This is a genomic window from Arcobacter iocasae, assembly GCF_042214795.1.
Lineage (GTDB): Bacteria > Campylobacterota > Campylobacteria > Campylobacterales > Arcobacteraceae > Arcobacter > Arcobacter iocasae.
In genome coordinates this window covers 2,002,431-2,020,664 of the sequence record NZ_CP090177.1, presented here as the reverse complement: position 1 = coordinate 2,020,664, position 18,234 = coordinate 2,002,431, and the positions used below count along the sequence as shown (strand labels likewise).

The window sequence follows — 18,234 nt, the reverse complement described above, 5'->3', positions numbered from 1 at the left end:
TAATTAGTATTCTAAAGTCCAATTACCTTTATCAGTAACAACTTCAACTTTTATAAGATTACAACTTGCAGAATATCCAGCAGTAGCTTTTTGCCCATAACTTAATGTTTTAGGAAATTCCTTTTTTCTATGTGCAGTCATTCTGCAATTACCGTTATTTGCAATGACATCGCTAACAGTTACTGAATCTACTATTGCTGTTACTTCTACAATAGGAACAGAAACATAACCAATAAAACTGTTACCAGATAACATTTTAACCTCAATTTTTACAGGTGGTTTTTCAGGTTCACTACTGCAACCAGTAAAACCTACAATCAACAAAAATGCCAATAAACTTGAAATTATAATCCTCATTTTTATCCTTTAATATAATCTATAGACGAGTTGTCTATAGAAGATTGATTGAAAATTCTACTTAAACTAAGATTAGTATAAAGTTAACCCATAGGATACTAACCATGTTTACAGCTAATGTTGATAATGAAGAAATTAAGAATTTTTACAAAACTATTTCTAAAAATGTAAAAAAATATAGAATTAAAAAGAAGATGAGTCAACTAGAATTAGCTTTGACTATAGGGCAAAAAGGCAATGCCTTTTATAATTATGCAGAAAACAATACTGACAATAAGCACTTTAATTTAGAGCATTTATATAAAATCTCTAAAGCACTTGAAGTTGATATAAATGAGTTTTTTATAGAATAAGAATTGAGACCATTCAGAATTTTGTGTTAAGAAACTGATAGTTATTAGTATTATCTTATAATTTAACAATTTATTTTGATACTTAGACAAAGTTCCAAAACCTACAGGTTGAGAGATATTTATAATTAAGTATTTAAAACTATAAATAAAATAGCCATCTTTCTTAGATGACTATCTTAGTTCTTTTTTGAAGATATAGCCTTAATCCATTGCTTACCAACAAAATAAAACATAGTGACTAAAAATATAATAGCACCACCTATATCAAATATTGATTTTGATTCACTTTCTAAACTATCTAATGTATAAACAAACCATTCTTTTGGAAATGCAAAATCAATCATTAATGCAAATGAAACAGTAACAACAATAATTGAAATCAGATATATTATTAAGACATCATTTCCAAGAATTTTCTTTATAATCCCTGCTGTGATAATATTTGTAGCAGGAGCTGCTGCTAAAAAAATAAAAGCTACTCCAGGACTTACTCCAACTGCTAACATTGATAAAGCAATAGGAATGGCTGAAATAGAGCATACATATAAAGGTAATGCAACTAAAAAAACTAATGCATAAGCGATAAACAAATTATCATTTAAAAATTCAACCCCATTATTTGGAATTAAAAGTAAAAATAAAGTTGCTAATATTAGCCCATAAAACATTGGTTTGGCTAAATCACTAAAAACTTCATTTATTGCATAATCATATGCTTTTTTAAATTGACTCTCTTTTACTACTTCATTAGAAGAAGAACCACAACAAGAAGAACTACAACAAGACTTTTTCTCTTCTTCTTGAATGTCATCATATGATTCTTTTACAAAACTACCAGCAACAACTCCACTAATGAAACTTGAAATAACTCTAATTATTGCCATTGGAAGACCAAATACTCCATATGTAGCTATAATTGAATCAATTCCTGTCATTGGAGTAGTAATATAAAAACTTGTCACAGCTTTTTTAGAAGCACCTTTTTGTCTTAAACTTGTAGCTAAAGGTATTACACCACAAGAACAAAGAGGAAGAGGAATACCATATAATGCCCCTTTTAAAGCACTATATTTATTGTCTTCACCTAAATGTTTTTTAATCCAATCTTCTGAAATATATAAGTGGATTACTCCTACAAAAATTAATCCAATTAAAACATATAATCCTATCATTACTGATAGTTCCCAAAAGTTTTGCAAAAAATTTAATATAAATTCCATAGTTATTCCTTGAATAAAAATATTTTTTCTAATAAGCCTATTAAATCAGGGTTATTCACTTCATCAATAAAATAGTAAATAGTTAAACCTTCTCTTGATTTATTCAATATTCCACCATCTTTTAATTTTCTAAGGTGTTGAGAAATTGCAGATTGATTAACTTCTAATATTTCACCAATGTCACATACACAAAGTTTATTGAAGTTTTTAAGTAGTAATACAATTTTTAGTCTGACACTATTTGACAGTAGTGCTAATTTTTCTGATTCTTTTTCTATCTCTAAATGATTATCAGAAATAAAACTCTTAGCTTTTTCAACTTCACTGATATTACTTGATTCTCTATAACATTCTTCACTCATATAAACTCCAATATAAATATATTAGAATATTATAATATAATAAAATATGTTTGTCAAAGGGGGGGGGTATTATCTATAAGCATTTATTAGTAAAGTAATATTAAGAATATGAGATATTTTTATTTAATTATCAAGATTTGAAACAAGACTATGAATGGTCACTTCCTTAATCTCTTATTTTTGGAACATAAAACACTTATATTAGTTTTCCGTGTTCCTCAAAGTATTCAAAAAATAAAAACTGCAAAGTTCCATAAACCTTATAGGATTATGGAACAAAAGAAGTGAGCTTTTAAATTATATATTTAAATCTTCCATTTGAAACAAATATTAAATTCTATAGAATTACAAATTCCATCAGACTTACACAAAATATTTGACACTTTCTAATATTCTACTTCATTCTATCGTGAAAAGGTATCTTATTTTTTTGTTTTGATTTATATAACCTAAAACCTATAAAACCAACTACCATAAATATGCTACTTACAGTTATAATTAATTTTATCACTTGTTAAACTCCAATCTTATTAACTTGAATCTTTTCATAAATAGTTTGTTAATTCAATAATAAATTTTAATCCCACTTTTTTTCAATCACATATCATCTCCATAGTCAAAGTAATTACTCACTTTGAAATCCCACATAAACTAAGGAGCAAACATGCAAAAAAAAGGAAGTAAAAAAAAGTTCTACCCAGTCCGTGAAACAATCTTCTCAAAAATTCTAAGGTTACTAAGAAGAAACCAAAAGCTAAAAGACTTAGGAGTATGAAATGAAACTCAAAGATAAACTACAAAAAGAACAAGAAAATGAGTTTGAACAAGATTTGTCATTTGAAGAGTGGCTTGATTTTTTTATAAAAGAGCCTACTAAAAAAGAAATTAATGATATGGAAAAACAAATAGAAAAATCCAATTCATTCAAAGCTACTAACAACATAAGCTATCACCCTTTTTTACAAGGAGCATAGTTATGAATATACCTCCCTCTGTATTTCTTGCAATTGTAATTGCAGCTGCAACAATCTTAAAAGAGACTCTAGATAAAGATGGAGAATAAGTTTTAGTCAAAAGACTTTCAACAAAAACAAATTAGACATAAAAGGATTAACAATGTCATCAAATATGAAACCATTAAGTAATGAAGAATTAAAAAGTAAAGCACCAACACTTTTTACTCAAGAACCACATTTTAAAGTAAGTGATAAATATCACTTTATTCCAACAATAGATGTTATTGAAGAGATAAAATCTCACAATTGGCATCCAGTTAGTGTAAGTGTTGCAAATGTTAGAGATGAAGATAAAGAAGGATACCAACAACATTGTCTTAGATTTAGACACTTTGAGGATTTATTAACTCCTGGGGAAAATGCAGTTGAACTATTGCTATTTAATAGTCATGATAGAAGTAAAGCTTTTTCTATAACAGCAGGAATTTTCAGATTTGTATGTGCCAATGGACTTGTACTTTCAGATAGTGTATTTGAATCTTATAAGATTAAACATTTAGGAGATAGAAATAATGATGTAGCAAATGCAGTTAATAAAATTACAGCTCTTAAACCAAAGCTTCTAAATAAGCTAAAAAGATTAGAGTCTATAAAACTAAACTCTAATGAAAAAGAGTCATTTGCAAAAAGCTCAATTCCTCTAAGATTTGGTGAACACTTAGAAGTTAATCCAAATGATTTACTTCTACCACATAGAGAAGAAGACTTCAAAGATGATTTATATACAACTCTAAATATCATCCAAGAAAATCTACTAAGAGGAAATATCCAAGGAGTAAATAAAGATACAAAAAGAAAGTTCACTTCAAAACAAATTTCATCTATCTCTGCTGATGTAAAAGTAAATAAAGGTCTTTGGGATATTGCTGAAAAGATTGCATCTATCAAAGAACCAGAATATTTAATGGCTGCATAAGGAGCAAAAAATGAAATTAACAAACTATGCTTTACAAAATCAAATAGAGTATCTAGGTGAGAATAAAACAAATTCTCACTTTAAAGAGTATATTCAAAACATACTAGAAGATACAAGTAAGCCTTATTATCAAAGATGTGATTATGTAGGCTTATCTTTAAATGAATTAAAACTAAAGATTGATTCTTTAGGAAAAGATATTCAAGAGTTACAATCTTTAAAGAAGAAGCTAACAAGTGCTTTAGAAATTGCAAAAGAGTTAACAGCAGAAGTCTTTATCAATAATGGTATTGACAGAATTGATGGAACTATTATCTCCTCACTTACCATCTCAAAACCTACAACAAGTACCAAAGAGTTTATTAATATCAAAGATGAGAATAAAGTCATGGGCTTAGGGTTTGTAAAGTTCTCTGTTGATGTTGAAGCAGTTGAAAAAGCTTTAACTACAAAGCAAGGCAAGAAAGAGCTTGAAGGTTTAGTTGAAGTTACACCTATTACAACTTCAACCCAAGCTAAAGTAAAAGTTAATACAAAAAGGTCATCTGTAAATAATGAACATACAGATGAAATCTTAATCATTGAAGAACAAGTAGCATAAGGAGCAAAATATGTTTAATGATAATCAGGTTAAAAGCTTAGAAAATGAACTAGATAGTTCAAGAATTAAAAGTAGAGATAAGGGTAATATTTCCCTCTCTTACTTAGAGGGGTTTGATATTATTGAGTCTGCCAATCGTATTTTTGGATTTGGGAATTGGAGTTATCAGGTTAGTTCATTAGAAAAAGTTTCAGAAGAGACCAATGCTAATCAAAACTTTGTTATATGCTACAAAGCTATTGTTAATGTCATAGTACATAATACGGGACACTTAAAACAAATAAATCGTGAAGATGTTGGAGTTGGTACAGGAATAGCTAAAACATTAGCTGATGCACATGAGGGAGGAAGTAAAGAAGCAGTCACAGATGCCCTTAAGAGAGCACTGAGGACATTAGGAAATCAATTTGGACTATCTCTTTATGATAAAACAAAGAACCATCAAAACAGCTCTTCTAAACAAAACAATCAAACACCTACACCTACTCAAAATGTAAATACTAACAATCATTCAAATAAACAATCATCCTTTGACCAATATGAGTATCAATCCCTTTATAACTTAGGATTAAACATAATTGAACAAAATGGTTTTTTACTTGTTGTAGGTGATGATATCTTCTCTAAGAAAGATAGTATTAAAGCTTGTGGCTTTAGATGGGATGGTAATGGTAAGCAGTGGTATAAACAAATTGAACAAGGAGCTGCTTAAAATGAAAAGCTTTCTGTTTTTTACAAAGGAAGGGTTTACCTATGACCCTAATGATAAAGAGATTGAGAATCTTCAAATACTTGGTACTGGTGAAGGTAAAGATATATTAGAAGCCTTTAAACATTTTAAAATTAATCAATCTTACTTAAGTGACTTTGCATTTAAAGAAGTAATAGCGTTAGAGTATGTTGGTGGTTTTATAAGAAACTTAGAACTGTGAGAGGAAATATAAAATGGAGTTAATACCAAAAGAACTACTAGAGAGTATTCCTACTCTCTATGAGACAGAAAGAGCTTTAAATCCAATTTGTCAAGTAAAACTGTTTACTCCTGATGCTCAATGGATATGGTACATAATAGAAATTTCTCAAGAGGATAAAGATATTTGTTATGGATATGTTAAAGGATTAGAGAATGAGTTAGGATACTTTTCTTTAAAAGAGATTGAATCTATTAAAGGTCCACTTGGGTTAGCTGTTGAAAGAGATTTATCTTTTGAGCCTAGTGCTTTATCTATTATTAAAAAAGGAGATTCTTAAAATGAGTACAAACTATGATGAGCTAATTCCAAATAAAGTTTTATTTTCAATCAAAGAAATTAATGACTTAGGCATTATAAAAAGTGCTATGTGCAAAAAGCTCTTATATAACCGAGATATTGAAGTGGTCAAGTTGGGTAAAAAGAATTTTATATCAAGAACTGAGTTAATAAGATATCTTGAATCTAATACTATTTCTATAGATAAATTTGTTGCATAAATTTACTTTTTTAAAAAGGAGAAACAAATGTCAAAACAACCAACACTTAAGGATATAGTCAAATTATTTAAAGAAAATGATTATGTAGAGATAGGCTATATAACTGGTATAAAAAGAGTTTATTTATCATAAATACAAAGGTAAAACACATCCTAATCATAGTCCTTTTGACTATGATTAGGTACTTTAATATTATATTCAATTTTTTTTCTTTTTTTTTTATAACTAAAAGTGCGTGTTTTTGTTTTAATAATTTGTGAGTTTAAATTGTGGAGTTGAGCTGTTTTTTAATAATTGTCTTCTTCAACACAAATTGTGTTTTCTTCTAAATAAGCAATAATAGATGAACGTGAAATGAAGTTCTTTTTTCCAAGTTTTACAACTTCTATTTCTCTTTTATAAATAAGTTTTTTAAGCATATCTGATTTAATTAAATTCATTTCATCTATTTGTCTTATACTAAATAATATTCCTTCTGGAATTAATGTATCATAATCTGTCTTTTTCATTTTTGATCCTTAAAATTATTCTTTTTCATATTAAAGAATAGTTTAAAAAAAATTTGTAAAATGATAATTATGTTAAATTTATTTGGATAGATTTACATTTAAAAGAGGAAGAACAACACTTCCTTGAAGATCAACATATGCTTCTTTAACTTGTCTGATAAACTCTTTAATTACAGCAGAATTTATCTGAAGTCTATTTTTTTTAGATATGTCTCCCCTATTATATTGGTTTATTACATGTTGCTTTTCTACAAAACTATTAAAGTGCATTATGTCATACCTATCAAGAACATTTATAATTGAATTTACATTAAAATTGTTTTTAAGAAAGAATCTATTTTGAAGTTTGACTTCAAATCTAGTAACGATAAAAGGCAAGTTTTCTTTTGCTGTTTTATTATAGACATAAGCTCTTAATACTGCATTCTTTTTTTGTTGCATATTACTATAGTCTTCAATGTATGAGGTAGGAATCTTATTATAGTATTGAACTTTACCTAGTTCATTGTATTTCACATTTGGAGACTTTCTTGTGCATCCTACTAATACATTATGAAAAGTAGAAAATATATCTATTGCAACATCAAGTTCTGCAAACCTATATTTTGTTCTTGTTGTATTTAAATATGCACATATAGTTATCAAGCATTTATATGCTGCCATATCCTGTAATGGCTTATGGCTCTTTAATCCCGCAAATCTTATACGAAAATAGTAACATTCAATAAATCTGTTATTCTCATCTTTTGTTCTTGTATAGCCTGTATGAATTGTTGCTAACTTACTGTTTCCATGTAATAAATTATATTTAATCGAGTGTTTTTGTTTATTACTAGCATCTATTTTTAGATTTCCTAATCCTCTTTTTACAATCCAGTCGCATAGCCATTTAAGTTTATTCCTTTGATCAATCTGATTATCAAAGTCCAATTGCATTGCAACTGTATCTATATTTGTTTCATGTCTTAACATTTCTATATCCTTATGGTGTTTTAAGTAATAGAAGATAAATTAGATTATAAAGGTTATGATTTATATGGTATTTGGAATACCATAGATACTTAAGAATAAATATAATTTTATAGTGATTACTCACTGTTAATTATATAAATGAAAAAAGTGCTGCTATAACGTTAGTTTTGAGATTTTAAAACGAGTAGTAATTTTAATACTTTTTAACAATTTTAATCTGATTTATTTCTATCAGATTATTAGTAGAGTTGAAAATTTTATTTTATGATTATGAATTTAATTAAATATGAAAGATAGATACAATTAATCTAGAAATTTTAATATTTTAGTACTCTTTTAAAAAATACTTATATAATATTAAATAAAAACCTTATTAGCATCTTTAAAATATATTTTTTTTAGTATCTGAAACACTATCTACAGAATTAGAATGATTAATTTGCATATTAGGAAAAATATTGCCCTCTCCATAAATTATTTTATCTAATTCACTTTCTTCTATTTCTAAAGCATTAGATACAATTTTTATTTTAACATTTTCTTTAAGTAGTCTTTTTGCTATCTTTATTTTTTCTTCAAAAAAAATAGGCTTAGCTTTAACAGGTACTGATTTTACTGGTGGAATTTCATAGCCTCTAAACGGTTTATTTACTAAGTTTGTAAAATAAAATCCATCACAATTATTATTTAAATTTTTAAAACTAAAGGATTTACTTTTAATATTTAGTGCCTCATGATAAAAATTTCCTATACCAGTAGCTTTTGCATTTAAATCAAAAAAGAATAATCTATATACGATAATTGATAATCTCGATGTAAAAATATTCTTATATTTAAACATATCTACATCTTCATATATAAGTTCCATTAAATCTCTTTTATTATCTATTAAATATGTAGTTTCTTTTACTAATAAACTTATATCAATATCAAAAGTATCACCATACACAAATAATACTTTTTTCAAAATATCATTTACAAGTTCTATTTCATATTTTTTTAAAGAATCAATAATATTAAATATATTGTAATTTATTAAGCTATCTTTGTTTAAATCAAAGAAATCACTAATTTTTTCATCAATTTTGAGTAGTTTTATTGGTCTGTTAAAATTTGTAAATAATTTTTTATTTCTTGTTATAAGTATGATTGTATCTAACTTATTTTTTTTTATTTCTTCTATTAGCATTTGTTCATTTTCTTTTAAATTGTAAATTCTATATTTCAATTCTTTTGCTTTTTCTTCTAAATATTTAGCATATTCTTTATTGTTATTATTAAAATTCACTCCACTAAAATAAAATAAATAAATTGGTTTTTTATTAACTTGATACATATTGACCTACTTTAATTTTTTTAATATACTAGCATAAAGAAGCTTTATTCGGTACTTAAAATAAATAAGTACAAGCTAAACATAATTATAAAACTAGTTATAAACTAGTTATTATTATATTTTATTAGTATTAATTTTATAAAATAAGTAAAATTACTATTTTATAAGATAAAATTAGATTTTATAGATATACTCTCTTAAAATAAATAAAAAAAAGACCCCATAAGGGTTATTTAGAGCTATGATTCATTAACAATAAAAAAACATATATTTTCTATAATATTTAAAGGTACATTCATCATTTTTGGTAATCCTGTAGTTTTACAAAGTGATAGAACTATGTCATTCTGAACTTGGAAAAAAATATATATAACAGAAAAATCACAAAAAGTAAAAGCCTATTTTCTCAGTAAAGAATAAATAGAAGTATTAATTTGATATAATCATCATAGATAGAAAAGAAATTATACTTTTTTTGCATTCAGTATAACTTTAGTATACTTTTTAAATAAAAATACTTTAAACTAACGTTATTATAGGATTCTTTCAACTTTAACCCTAGCTGATGCAAAACTTTAGTATAATTTATTTTATATGATAGGGTTCCCTTTAATTGGTGGAACCAATTAAAGGGACAAAAGTGATTGGAATTATTGATTATAATATGGGAAATTTAGCAAGCGTTTACAATGCTTGTCATTTGTTAGATGCAAAGGCATCAATTGTAAAAGACCCAAATGAGTTAAAAAACTTTGACAGAATAATTTTACCAGGTGTTGGTGCTTTTGCAGATGCAATGAGCAACTTAAATGAAACAGGTATGTATCAAGCAATTCATGAGTTTGCAAAAACTGGTAAACCTATGATTGGGATTTGTTTAGGTATGCAACTTCTTTTTGAGAGTTCACAAGAGTTTGGTCATAGTGATGGTTTGGGTCTTATAAATGGTGAAGTTGTAAAATTTGATAAAACCAAAATGCATGAAGATTTTAAAGTTCCACATATGGGTTGGAATACAATAATAAATAATAATGACCCTTTATTTGATGGACTAAAAAATCCATATTTATATTTTGTTCACTCTTTCCATGCGGTTACTAGTGAAGAAAATATTATTGGAAAGACTATTTATGGATATGAGTTTGTAAGTGCTGTAAAAAAGGATAACATTTATGGTTTTCAACCTCATCCAGAAAAATCACATGACAATGGAATTAAAATTTTAAAGAACTTTACAAAACTATAAATAAAGGATTAACCATGAAAACAATAGCAATATCAGGAGCTAGTGGTTTTGTAGGTAGCAGTTTGACTAAATTCTTTACTAATTTAGATTATAAAATTCTTCCTATTAAAAGAGAAATTTTAAATGACAAAACTAAATTGGAAGAGTTACTTAATAAAAGTGATATATTAATAAATCTTGCTGGTGCAAATATAATAAATAGATGGAGTGAGAGTTATAAAAAACTTCTTTACTCAAGTAGAATAAATACTACACAAAAATTAGTATCTGCAATAAAAAACATAGATAATCCACCAGAATTATTAATCTCAACTTCTGCTGTTGGCATATATGACAATAAAGCAACTTATGATGAGAATGGAACTTACTCAAATGATTTTTTATCATCAATTTGTCAAGAGTGGGAAAAAGAGGCTTTAAAAGCAAAAAGTGAAAATACAAAAGTTTCTATTTTTAGATTTGGTATCGTTTTAGGAAAAAATGGTGGAGCTTTACAAAAAATGATACTTCCTTTTAAATTAGGACTTGGGGGAGTAATAGGAAGTGGAGAACAAGCATTTTCATATATCCACATAGAAGATTTACTTGAAGCTTATAAATTTGTAATTGAAAACTCTTATGAAGATACATTTAATTTAAGTGCTCCAACTCCAACTACAAACAAAGGTTTAACTCAAGCTTTAGGGAAAACACTAAAAAGACCTACTATACTTCCAGTACCAGAATTTGTTTTAAATATAATTTTTAGTGAAGGTGCAAAAGTCTTAACAGATGGACAAAGTGCCTTTCCTAAGAAACTATTAGATTTAGGTTTTGAATTTAAATATAAAACAATACAAGAGACTATAGAAAACTTATGTAAATAAAGGATAGCATTTATTATGGATATATTACCAGCGATTGATTTAAAAGATGGAAAAGCAGTAAGACTAAGCAAAGGGTTAATGGATAGTGCAAAAATCTATTCAGATGAACCTTGGCAAGTTGCAAAAAGATTTGAAGAACTTGGAAGTAAATGGGTTCATATTGTTGATTTAAATGGAGCATTTGCAGGAAAACCAGCAAACTTAGAACAAATCAGAAAAATAAGAGAAAACTGTAATCTAAAAATCGAACTTGGTGGTGGAATTCGTGATGAAGAGACTATTAAAATGTATGTTGAACTAGGAGTTGATAGATTAATCCTAGGTTCAATTGCAGTAAAAGATCCACAATTTGTAAAAGACATGGCAGCAAAATATCCTATTGCTGTAGGAATTGATGCTATGAATGGAATGGTAGCCGTTGAAGGTTGGGCAGAAGTTTCTACTATGGAAGCTACAACTTTGGCTCGTGAGTTTGCAAATGCAGGTGTTCAAGCAATCATTTGTACAGATATAAGCAAAGATGGAATGCTTTGCGGTGTAAATGTTGAGTTTACAGAATCTATTGCCCTTGCTAGTGGTATTGATACAATTGCAAGTGGTGGTGTAAAAGATATAAATGACATAACAAACTGTAAAGTAAATGGAAATATTGCTGGTGTAATAGTTGGAAAAGCTTTTTATGAAGGTACACTTGATTTAGAAGAAGGATTTAAAGCTTTATAGATGCCTTTAAGAAAAATCAATCCCGATAGTATTTACAATAAACTTGTAAATGAAGAAGATGCAAGAGTTTGTAAAGCTATAGATGAAAAAGCATGCAAAGTGGTACCTGGTAATTTTTTTCTAACTGTTATTAGTTACTTCTTTACTAAACTCGCAGATGCAATTTCTAATACAAAAATAATTTTACCATGGATAATGCATAGCTTAAATGTTCCTGTATTTTTAATTAGTTTTTTAGTCCCAATTAGAGAATCAGGATCACTTCTTCCTCAACTTTTTATAGCAGCATATGTAAGAAAACTTCCTATTAGAAAATGGATATGGGTAATTGGCTCAATCTTACAAGCCTTGTGTATCTTTGCAATTGGACTTGTAGCTTGGAATTTAGAAGGATTAAATGCAGGTTTCGCAATTATTGCATTACTAATTCTCATGAGTTTAGCAAGAGGCTTGTGTTCAGTTGCAGCAAAAGATGTACTTGGTAAAACAATCCCTAAAACAAGAAGAGGTGCATTAAATGGACTCTCTGCAATGCTCGCAGGTGTGCTTGTTGTTGCACTTGGAGTTTATTTTTTGTTAAATGGAGAAAAGCCTTTTTCTTCTCAAAACTTTGGAGTACTACTTTTTATTGCTGGAATTTTTTGGATTTTAGCTTCAATAATATATTCACGAATAAATGAATTTCCAGGAGAAACACATGGTGGAGGAAATGCTTTTACAGTAGCCATTAAAAAACTCTCAATTTTAAAAACTGATAAACCATTTAGACTTTTTGTTATAACAAGAGCACTATTTTTATGTTCAGTTTTAAGTGCACCATTTTTTGTAATTATAGCTAAACAACACTCTAGTGATGACACTTATTTATTAGGTCTTTTTATTCTTTCAAGTGGACTTGCAGATTTATTATCTGCTAATTTTTGGGGTAAATTCTCAGATATATCTAGTAAAAGAGTTATGATTTTAGGAGCAACAATTGCTACAAGTGTAGGTTTTGTTGTATCTTTTATTTATTATTTTTATTCACAACTTTTCTCATTCATATGGATTATGCCTATTATCTATTTTATTTTAAGTATTGGCTATCAAGGTATAAGAATTGGTAGAAAAACATATATCGTTGACTTAGCAGAGGGAAATAAAAGAACAGATTATGTTGCTGTTAGTAATACTCTAATTGGAGTAATTTTACTTTTAAGTGGATCAATTGGAACTCTTAGTTCTATAATTGGAGTTGGGGGGATTATTTTATTTTTATCTTTAATTGGAATAGTTGCAATATACCTAGCAAAAAAACTTCCTGAAGTTCAAGAAGATTAGTTTACTTTTAAATTATAATTTATTTCTTATTTTTATTTAATATAGGTTCTAATTTTGATTTTAATATGTCCGCATTAAATGGTTTTACAATGTAATTATTAACTCCACTTTTTAAAGCTTCTATAACTTCTGATTTCCCACCTTCAGTTGTTATCATTAAAATTGGGGTATGTGCATATTTAGGTAATTTTCTAACATTTTGAACAAACTGTAGTCCATTCATTCTTGGCATATTCCAATCTGTTAAAATAACATCATAGCTATTTGTTTTTACTTTTCCTAAGGCAACTAATCCATCTTCTGCTTCATGAATATAATCAGTAGAGATACCTAATTGTGTTAAAACATTAACAATGATTCTTCTCATAGTTGAGCTATCATCTACAACCAAAACTCTTAAATTCATTATTTTCCTTTAACTAAAAATAAATTATATTAAGAATATACTTAAAACTACTTCTTACTTTTGTTTTAATTATAAATAATTTATATTAAATCAACATAAAATAACAATTTTTTTGTAAAATTACAAATAGTTATATTAAAATTAAATTCTAATTATGATAAAATTATTTAAACTCTTATTTAGGTTAAAAGATGGATTCAAATAAAAAAATAACGATAATAATTTTTTCAATGGTTACCCTATTAACTATTGTAATAGTAGCACTAGTTGCAATTGGTTCAAGAGAGAGTGGATACAATGGAGCTATAAAAAGGGCTTATTTAGCTGCAGATATTGTAAAAGAGACATTAACTTCCCATATGATTAATGGAACTATGGATAAAAGAGAAACTTTTTTAACTAGCATTAGTCAAATAAAAGAGATAAAAGATTTATGGATAATAAGAGGAGATACTGTTTCACAGCAATTTGGTAAATCAGCAAATAGAAATGAAAAACCAAGGGATGCAATTGATGAAAAAGTCTTAAAAACAGGGAAAGTAATTACACTTCCTAGTGAGTCTTTAAAAAGTGCCACATTAAGAATAACTATTCCTTATACTGCTTCATCTCTTGATAAACCAAACTGCTTAAGCTGTCATAATGCAAAAGAAGGAGAGGTTTTAGGTGCCATATCTTTAAAATTTGATATCCAAGATGATAGAATTTCAAGTATTACGGTATTGTTAAATATAATTGTAATTATTACAGTATTCTTAATACTTATTCTTATATATATAAGTAGAAAAATCAAACCTTATACTTCATCATTTGATTCAATTACAGAAGTATTAAAAAAAGTTCATGAAGGTGACTATTCAGTTAGAGCAAAAGAAGGTGTCCTAAAAGAAGATAAAGAAGCCTTCCAATGGCTAAATGAAATCATTGAGAAACTTGAAACTGTATTAACAGGTATTGAGAAAAACTTAACATCATTTGTTCATAATAGAGCAACTAGTGGAAATAGTGATAAACTTTTAACTGCACAAAAAATAATAGAAGATATAACTGAAATATACAACTATAAAAAAACTATAGAAACTGATTTAACTAAAGATGATATTTATTATAGATTGGTACAAGTTTTTAAAGATAAACTAAAAATAGAAAATTTTTGTATTTATGAAAATGATTTAAAAAGAGATACTAGAAAAATAATATTTTCAACAGAAAATACAAAGCCTTGTTGTAGTCTACTTAAAAACATAAAAGAACAATGCAGAGCGGAGAGAACAGATACCGTAGTTTTATCTGAAAACTTCCCAGAGATTTGTAGAATTGCTTCTTGTGATGATTGTCTAGATTATATTTGTATTCCATTTACAATAAACAAACACAAAAGTATAACAGTTCATATTATGTGTGATGGTAAAGAGCATTTAGAAGATACAAAATATAAAATTGGAATTATTAGAAAATACTTAGAAGAGACTAAGCCTATTTTAGAAAGTAAAATTTTAATGGATGTTCTAAGAGAGCGAAATCTTGTTGATGGATTGACAGGACTTTATAATAGAAAATACTTAGATGAATTTATAGAGAAAAAAATGCCTCAAGAATTACTTCTTGGCTCAACTTATGCTGTTATGTTCTTAGATATTGATTATTTTAAAATGGTAAATGACACATATGGGCATGATGCAGGGGATGCTATTTTACAAAAACTTTCAAAAACAATGAAAGCAGAAATTTCTGATAAAGATTTCATTATTAGATTTGGTGGAGAAGAGTTCTTAATAATTATGGAAAATCCAACTGAAGAGAGTGCAAAAGATTTAGCTACAAGAATAAATAGTGAATTTGCAAAACTAGTATATACTTTTAATAATGAATCATTTAGTAAAACTGTAAGTATTGGGTATGCCTTTTTACCTAGTGATACAGATCAAATGTGGAAATGTATCAAATTTGCTGATTTATGTTTATATAAAGCAAAAGAGACAGGCAGAAATAAAGTTATAAGATTTACTAAAGACCTTCTCACTAATAAAGATAAAGACAATTATTAAAATTGTCTTTATCATCCTTTTATTTTAATATTATTAAATAAACTAATAAAAATAATCACTTACACTAATTAATTTAATTATATAAAACTTGTATATTTTTTATACAACTCTGCATATCTTTACATCTTCATTCAAGCTACAATTTTAATGTAAAATTATTCTAAAGAAATTGATAATCAAAATTCTTTGACCTTTTACATTAGGAATGAATATGAAGACCACATACAAATATATACTTGGACAAAAGACTTATACCTTTAAAAACTTAGCTGATTTAATGGCAAAAGCCACACCCAAAAGATCTGGAGATGTTCTAGCAGGAGTTGCAGCAACTTCATCACAAGAGAGAGTAATTGCTCAAATGAGGTTAGCCGAAGTACCATTAAAAACTTTTTTAGAAGAACATCTTATCTCATATGAAAAAGATGAAATCACAAGACTTATTATAGATGACCATGATAGTGAAGCATTTAAAATCATTTCTCATCTTACAGTTGGTGATTTTAGAGATTGGCTACTAAGTGATAATACAACTCCTGAATTAATAAAACAAGCAAGAGGTGGTATGACACCTGAAATGGTTGCAGCTGTTAGTAAAATAATGAGAAATCAAGATTTAATCTTAGTAGCAAAAAAATGCCCTATTACAACTGCCTTTAGAGATACAATAGGATTAAAAAACCATCTTTCAACAAGACTACAACCAAATCATCCAACAGATGATATTAGAGGAATCACTGCTAGTATTTTAGATGGTTTATTATATGGAAATGGAGATGCAGTAATTGGTATCAATCCAGCTACTGATAATGTTGAACAGACTATAAAACTTCTAAAAATAATGGATGAAATAATTGCAAAATATGAAATCCCCACACAATCATGTGTTTTAACCCATGTTACAAATACTATTGAAGCTATTGAAAAAAAAGCACCCGTTGATTTAGTTTTCCAATCTATTGGAGGGACAGAAGCTACTAATACAAGTTTTGGAGTAAATTTATCTATTTTAAAAGAAGCAAGAGAAGCAGCACTCTCTTTAAATAGAGGAACCGTTGGAAATAATGTTATGTATTTTGAGACAGGACAAGGAAGTTCCTTATCAGCAAATGCAAACTTTGGAGTGGATCAACAAACATGTGAAGCAAGAGCTTATGCTGTTGCTAAAAAGTTTGATCCATTATTAGTAAATACTGTTGTTGGTTTTATAGGACCTGAATATTTATTTGATGGAAAAGAGATTACAAGAGCTGGATTAGAAGATCATTTTTGCGGGAAACTATTAGGACTACCAATGGGTTGTGATATTTGTTATACAAACCATGCAGATGCAGATCAAAATGACATGGATAATTTACTAACTCTACTTGGAGTTGCTGGATGTAATTTTATTATGGGTATTCCAGGTTCTGATGATATTATGCTTAATTATCAAACAACATCTTTCCATGATGCACTTTATGCTAGAAGAGTTTTAGACTTACACCCTGCTCCTGAATTTGAAGCTTGGTTAAAAAAGATGGAAATATTTACAAACACAGATACTTTTTCTTTAAACAACAATATTCCTTCTGGCTTTTCAAAATCACTTGAAAAAGTAATTGGAGTTTAAGATGGATAATAAAAATATAAATAAAACAACTAATAAGTCAAATGTTATAAAAAATCCATGGTCAGTGTTAAGAGAATATACAGATGCAAGAATTGGACTTGGAAGAAGTGGAATTAGTCTTCCAACTTCACACTTATTAGAGTTTCAACTAGCCCATGCCCAAGCACAAGATGCTGTTCATTTACCACTAGATGTGAATTATATATTTGAACAAATAGATAATACCTCATTTAATGTAAATATTGTAACTTCAAATAGAACTAACAAGGAGCTTCTGCAAAAAGGACATAAAAGTATTCTTCTACACTCTGAAGCAAAAGATAGAATTGAATATCTGCAAAGACCTGATTTAGGTAGAAAACTAAATCAAAAATCACATAACTTACTAAAAGATACTCTTTCAGTTGAAACTAGACCTTATGATTTAGCAATTGTTATTGTAGATGGGCTTTCATCTTTAGCAATAAAAGAAAATGCCATTAATTTTATAGATAAATTATGTCAAGCACTATCACAAGATAAACAAGAATGGAGCATAGCACCTTTCACAGTTGTTCAACAAGGAAGAGTAGCTATTGGCGATGAAGTTGGTATGTTATTAAATGCAAAAGCAACTTTAGTATTAATTGGAGAAAGACCAGGGTTAAGCTCCCCTGATAGTCTTGGTTTATATCTTACCTGGGACGCACAGGTTGGCCTTACAGATGCAAATAGAAATTGTATCTCAAATGTTCGATTAGATGGATTATCTTATGCCGAGGCTGTAAAAAAAACAATTTATTTATTAAAAGAATCTCGAAGATTAGAATTATCGGGAGTGAATTTAAAAGATAGAACAACAAATGATGAAATCGAACTAACTAACAGTGAAGAAAATTTTCTTCTAAACTAAAGGATATA

Annotated in this window: 22 protein-coding genes; 15 read left to right on the top strand and 7 right to left on the bottom strand. The window is 27.7% G+C overall.

The genetic code is table 11. The features are described 5' to 3' along the window. Nucleotides 1–3 precede the first annotated feature (3 nt). The gene (locus LXN10_RS10175; protein WP_375722919.1) at nt 4–357 is read right to left on the bottom strand and encodes a hypothetical protein; all 354 of its coding nucleotides are present in this window, start codon (nt 355–357) and stop codon (nt 4–6) included. Nucleotides 358–461: 104 nt separating this feature from the next. Here LXN10_RS10175 and LXN10_RS10170 point away from each other — a divergent pair, with 104 nt between their 5' ends. Then, entirely contained in the window at nt 462–710 is a 249-nt protein-coding gene (locus LXN10_RS10170) for a helix-turn-helix domain-containing protein (protein ID WP_375722918.1), read from the top strand. Nucleotides 711–886: 176 nt separating this feature from the next. Here LXN10_RS10170 and LXN10_RS10165 read toward each other — a convergent pair whose 3' ends face one another. Both LXN10_RS10165 and LXN10_RS10160 read right to left on the bottom strand, forming a co-directional pair. Beyond that, nucleotides 887–1,930, bottom strand: coding sequence for a permease (locus LXN10_RS10165; RefSeq protein ID WP_375722917.1), 1,044 nt, complete (start codon nt 1,928–1,930; stop codon nt 887–889). 2 nt (nt 1,931–1,932) lie between these two features. Next, nucleotides 1,933–2,292, bottom strand: coding sequence for an ArsR/SmtB family transcription factor (locus tag LXN10_RS10160; protein WP_129083585.1), 360 nt, complete (start codon nt 2,290–2,292; stop codon nt 1,933–1,935). A gap of 776 nt (nt 2,293–3,068) precedes the next feature. Between LXN10_RS10160 and LXN10_RS10155 the strand changes: the two genes are divergently transcribed. The 7 genes from LXN10_RS10155 (at nt 3,069) to LXN10_RS10125 (ending at nt 6,296) form a co-directional block, all read left to right on the top strand. Then, entirely contained in the window at nt 3,069–3,266 is a 198-nt protein-coding gene (locus LXN10_RS10155) for a hypothetical protein (RefSeq protein WP_375722916.1), read from the top strand. A 142-nt stretch (nt 3,267–3,408) separates the two neighbouring features. Then, nucleotides 3,409–4,224 (top strand): DUF932 domain-containing protein, encoded by an 816-nt coding sequence (locus tag LXN10_RS10150; protein WP_375722915.1) that lies wholly within the window; start codon nt 3,409–3,411, stop codon nt 4,222–4,224. A 10-nt stretch (nt 4,225–4,234) separates the two neighbouring features. Then, nucleotides 4,235–4,825: a siphovirus Gp157 family protein gene (locus LXN10_RS10145; protein ID WP_375722914.1), complete on the top strand. Its 591-nt coding sequence runs from the start codon at nt 4,235–4,237 to the stop codon at nt 4,823–4,825. A 10-nt stretch (nt 4,826–4,835) separates the two neighbouring features. Continuing rightward, the gene (locus LXN10_RS10140) at nt 4,836–5,537 is read left to right on the top strand and encodes a Rad52/Rad22 family DNA repair protein (RefSeq protein WP_375722913.1); all 702 of its coding nucleotides are present in this window, start codon (nt 4,836–4,838) and stop codon (nt 5,535–5,537) included. Between the two features lies 1 nt (nt 5,538). Further along, complete coding sequence (locus LXN10_RS10135) at nt 5,539–5,757, top strand: hypothetical protein (RefSeq protein ID WP_375722912.1); 219 nt, start codon at nt 5,539–5,541, stop codon at nt 5,755–5,757. 13 nt (nt 5,758–5,770) lie between these two features. Next, complete coding sequence (locus LXN10_RS10130) at nt 5,771–6,076, top strand: DUF2958 domain-containing protein (protein ID WP_375722911.1); 306 nt, start codon at nt 5,771–5,773, stop codon at nt 6,074–6,076. A gap of 1 nt (nt 6,077) precedes the next feature. Then, the gene (locus LXN10_RS10125) at nt 6,078–6,296 is read left to right on the top strand and encodes a DNA-binding protein (protein ID WP_375722910.1); all 219 of its coding nucleotides are present in this window, start codon (nt 6,078–6,080) and stop codon (nt 6,294–6,296) included. A 287-nt stretch (nt 6,297–6,583) separates the two neighbouring features. On the opposite strand, the gene LXN10_RS10120 is transcribed toward LXN10_RS10125, so the two are convergent. From LXN10_RS10120 to LXN10_RS10110, 3 genes are all read right to left on the bottom strand, one after another. After that, complete coding sequence (locus tag LXN10_RS10120; RefSeq protein ID WP_375722909.1) at nt 6,584–6,805, bottom strand: DNA-binding protein; 222 nt, start codon at nt 6,803–6,805, stop codon at nt 6,584–6,586. A gap of 78 nt (nt 6,806–6,883) precedes the next feature. Next, complete coding sequence (locus LXN10_RS10115; protein WP_375722908.1) at nt 6,884–7,777, bottom strand: hypothetical protein; 894 nt, start codon at nt 7,775–7,777, stop codon at nt 6,884–6,886. A 382-nt stretch (nt 7,778–8,159) separates the two neighbouring features. Then, entirely contained in the window at nt 8,160–9,113 is a 954-nt protein-coding gene (locus tag LXN10_RS10110) for a hypothetical protein (RefSeq protein WP_375722907.1), read from the bottom strand. 640 nt (nt 9,114–9,753) lie between these two features. On the opposite strand from LXN10_RS10110, the gene hisH reads away from it, so the two are divergent. The 4 genes from hisH to LXN10_RS10090 are packed head-to-tail and all read left to right on the top strand — an operon-like array spanning nt 9,754 to nt 13,268. Continuing rightward, nucleotides 9,754–10,359 (top strand): imidazole glycerol phosphate synthase subunit HisH, encoded by a 606-nt coding sequence (hisH, locus tag LXN10_RS10105; RefSeq protein ID WP_375722906.1) that lies wholly within the window; start codon nt 9,754–9,756, stop codon nt 10,357–10,359. 14 nt (nt 10,360–10,373) lie between these two features. Further along, nucleotides 10,374–11,225, top strand: coding sequence for a TIGR01777 family oxidoreductase (locus LXN10_RS10100; protein ID WP_375722905.1), 852 nt, complete (start codon nt 10,374–10,376; stop codon nt 11,223–11,225). Nucleotides 11,226–11,240: 15 nt separating this feature from the next. After that, on the top strand, nt 11,241–11,948 hold the full coding sequence (gene hisA / locus LXN10_RS10095) for a 1-(5-phosphoribosyl)-5-[(5-phosphoribosylamino)methylideneamino]imidazole-4-carboxamide isomerase (RefSeq protein WP_375722904.1): 708 nt from the start codon (nt 11,241–11,243) through the stop codon (nt 11,946–11,948). Further along, on the top strand, nt 11,949–13,268 hold the full coding sequence (locus LXN10_RS10090) for an MFS transporter (protein ID WP_375722903.1): 1,320 nt from the start codon (nt 11,949–11,951) through the stop codon (nt 13,266–13,268). 19 nt (nt 13,269–13,287) lie between these two features. Here the strand turns inward: LXN10_RS10090 and LXN10_RS10085 are convergent, their stop codons facing one another. Next, the gene (locus LXN10_RS10085; protein ID WP_375722902.1) at nt 13,288–13,674 is read right to left on the bottom strand and encodes a response regulator; all 387 of its coding nucleotides are present in this window, start codon (nt 13,672–13,674) and stop codon (nt 13,288–13,290) included. A gap of 191 nt (nt 13,675–13,865) precedes the next feature. On the opposite strand from LXN10_RS10085, the gene LXN10_RS10080 reads away from it, so the two are divergent. The 3 genes from LXN10_RS10080 (at nt 13,866) to eutC (ending at nt 18,226) form a co-directional block, all read left to right on the top strand. Then, nucleotides 13,866–15,722 (top strand): GGDEF domain-containing protein, encoded by a 1,857-nt coding sequence (locus LXN10_RS10080; protein ID WP_375722901.1) that lies wholly within the window; start codon nt 13,866–13,868, stop codon nt 15,720–15,722. Nucleotides 15,723–15,933: 211 nt separating this feature from the next. Then, a complete protein-coding gene (locus LXN10_RS10075; RefSeq protein WP_375722900.1) occupies nt 15,934–17,334 on the top strand; it encodes an ethanolamine ammonia-lyase subunit EutB in 1,401 nt (466 codons plus the stop codon). Between the two features lies 1 nt (nt 17,335). Further along, nucleotides 17,336–18,226, top strand: coding sequence for an ethanolamine ammonia-lyase subunit EutC (gene eutC / locus LXN10_RS10070; protein WP_375722899.1), 891 nt, complete (start codon nt 17,336–17,338; stop codon nt 18,224–18,226). Nucleotides 18,227–18,234 lie beyond the last annotated feature (8 nt).

What these genes read in the sequence shown, in the direction of transcription:
- LXN10_RS10135 (WP_375722912.1), top strand. Translation starts at nt 5,539, where the DNA reads ATGAAAAGCTTTCTGTTTTTTACAAAGGAAGGGTTTACCTATGACCCT.
- LXN10_RS10110 (WP_375722907.1), bottom strand. Translation starts at nt 9,113, where the DNA reads ATGTATCAAGTTAATAAAAAACCAATTTATTTATTTTATTTTAGTGGA.
- LXN10_RS10140 (WP_375722913.1), top strand. Translation starts at nt 4,836, where the DNA reads ATGTTTAATGATAATCAGGTTAAAAGCTTAGAAAATGAACTAGATAGT.
- LXN10_RS10175 (WP_375722919.1), bottom strand. Translation starts at nt 357, where the DNA reads ATGAGGATTATAATTTCAAGTTTATTGGCATTTTTGTTGATTGTAGGT.
- LXN10_RS10150 (WP_375722915.1), top strand. Translation starts at nt 3,409, where the DNA reads ATGTCATCAAATATGAAACCATTAAGTAATGAAGAATTAAAAAGTAAA.
- LXN10_RS10125 (WP_375722910.1), top strand. Translation starts at nt 6,078, where the DNA reads ATGAGTACAAACTATGATGAGCTAATTCCAAATAAAGTTTTATTTTCA.
- LXN10_RS10075 (WP_375722900.1), top strand. Translation starts at nt 15,934, where the DNA reads ATGAAGACCACATACAAATATATACTTGGACAAAAGACTTATACCTTT.
- hisA (WP_375722904.1), top strand. Translation starts at nt 11,241, where the DNA reads ATGGATATATTACCAGCGATTGATTTAAAAGATGGAAAAGCAGTAAGA.
- LXN10_RS10145 (WP_375722914.1), top strand. Translation starts at nt 4,235, where the DNA reads ATGAAATTAACAAACTATGCTTTACAAAATCAAATAGAGTATCTAGGT.
- LXN10_RS10085 (WP_375722902.1), bottom strand. Translation starts at nt 13,674, where the DNA reads ATGAATTTAAGAGTTTTGGTTGTAGATGATAGCTCAACTATGAGAAGA.
- eutC (WP_375722899.1), top strand. Translation starts at nt 17,336, where the DNA reads ATGGATAATAAAAATATAAATAAAACAACTAATAAGTCAAATGTTATA.
- LXN10_RS10165 (WP_375722917.1), bottom strand. Translation starts at nt 1,930, where the DNA reads ATGGAATTTATATTAAATTTTTTGCAAAACTTTTGGGAACTATCAGTA.
- LXN10_RS10130 (WP_375722911.1), top strand. Translation starts at nt 5,771, where the DNA reads ATGGAGTTAATACCAAAAGAACTACTAGAGAGTATTCCTACTCTCTAT.
- LXN10_RS10115 (WP_375722908.1), bottom strand. Translation starts at nt 7,777, where the DNA reads ATGTTAAGACATGAAACAAATATAGATACAGTTGCAATGCAATTGGAC.
- LXN10_RS10170 (WP_375722918.1), top strand. Translation starts at nt 462, where the DNA reads ATGTTTACAGCTAATGTTGATAATGAAGAAATTAAGAATTTTTACAAA.
- LXN10_RS10160 (WP_129083585.1), bottom strand. Translation starts at nt 2,292, where the DNA reads ATGAGTGAAGAATGTTATAGAGAATCAAGTAATATCAGTGAAGTTGAA.
- LXN10_RS10090 (WP_375722903.1), top strand. Translation starts at nt 11,949, where the DNA reads ATGCCTTTAAGAAAAATCAATCCCGATAGTATTTACAATAAACTTGTA.
- LXN10_RS10080 (WP_375722901.1), top strand. Translation starts at nt 13,866, where the DNA reads ATGGATTCAAATAAAAAAATAACGATAATAATTTTTTCAATGGTTACC.
- LXN10_RS10120 (WP_375722909.1), bottom strand. Translation starts at nt 6,805, where the DNA reads ATGAAAAAGACAGATTATGATACATTAATTCCAGAAGGAATATTATTT.
- LXN10_RS10100 (WP_375722905.1), top strand. Translation starts at nt 10,374, where the DNA reads ATGAAAACAATAGCAATATCAGGAGCTAGTGGTTTTGTAGGTAGCAGT.
- LXN10_RS10155 (WP_375722916.1), top strand. Translation starts at nt 3,069, where the DNA reads ATGAAACTCAAAGATAAACTACAAAAAGAACAAGAAAATGAGTTTGAA.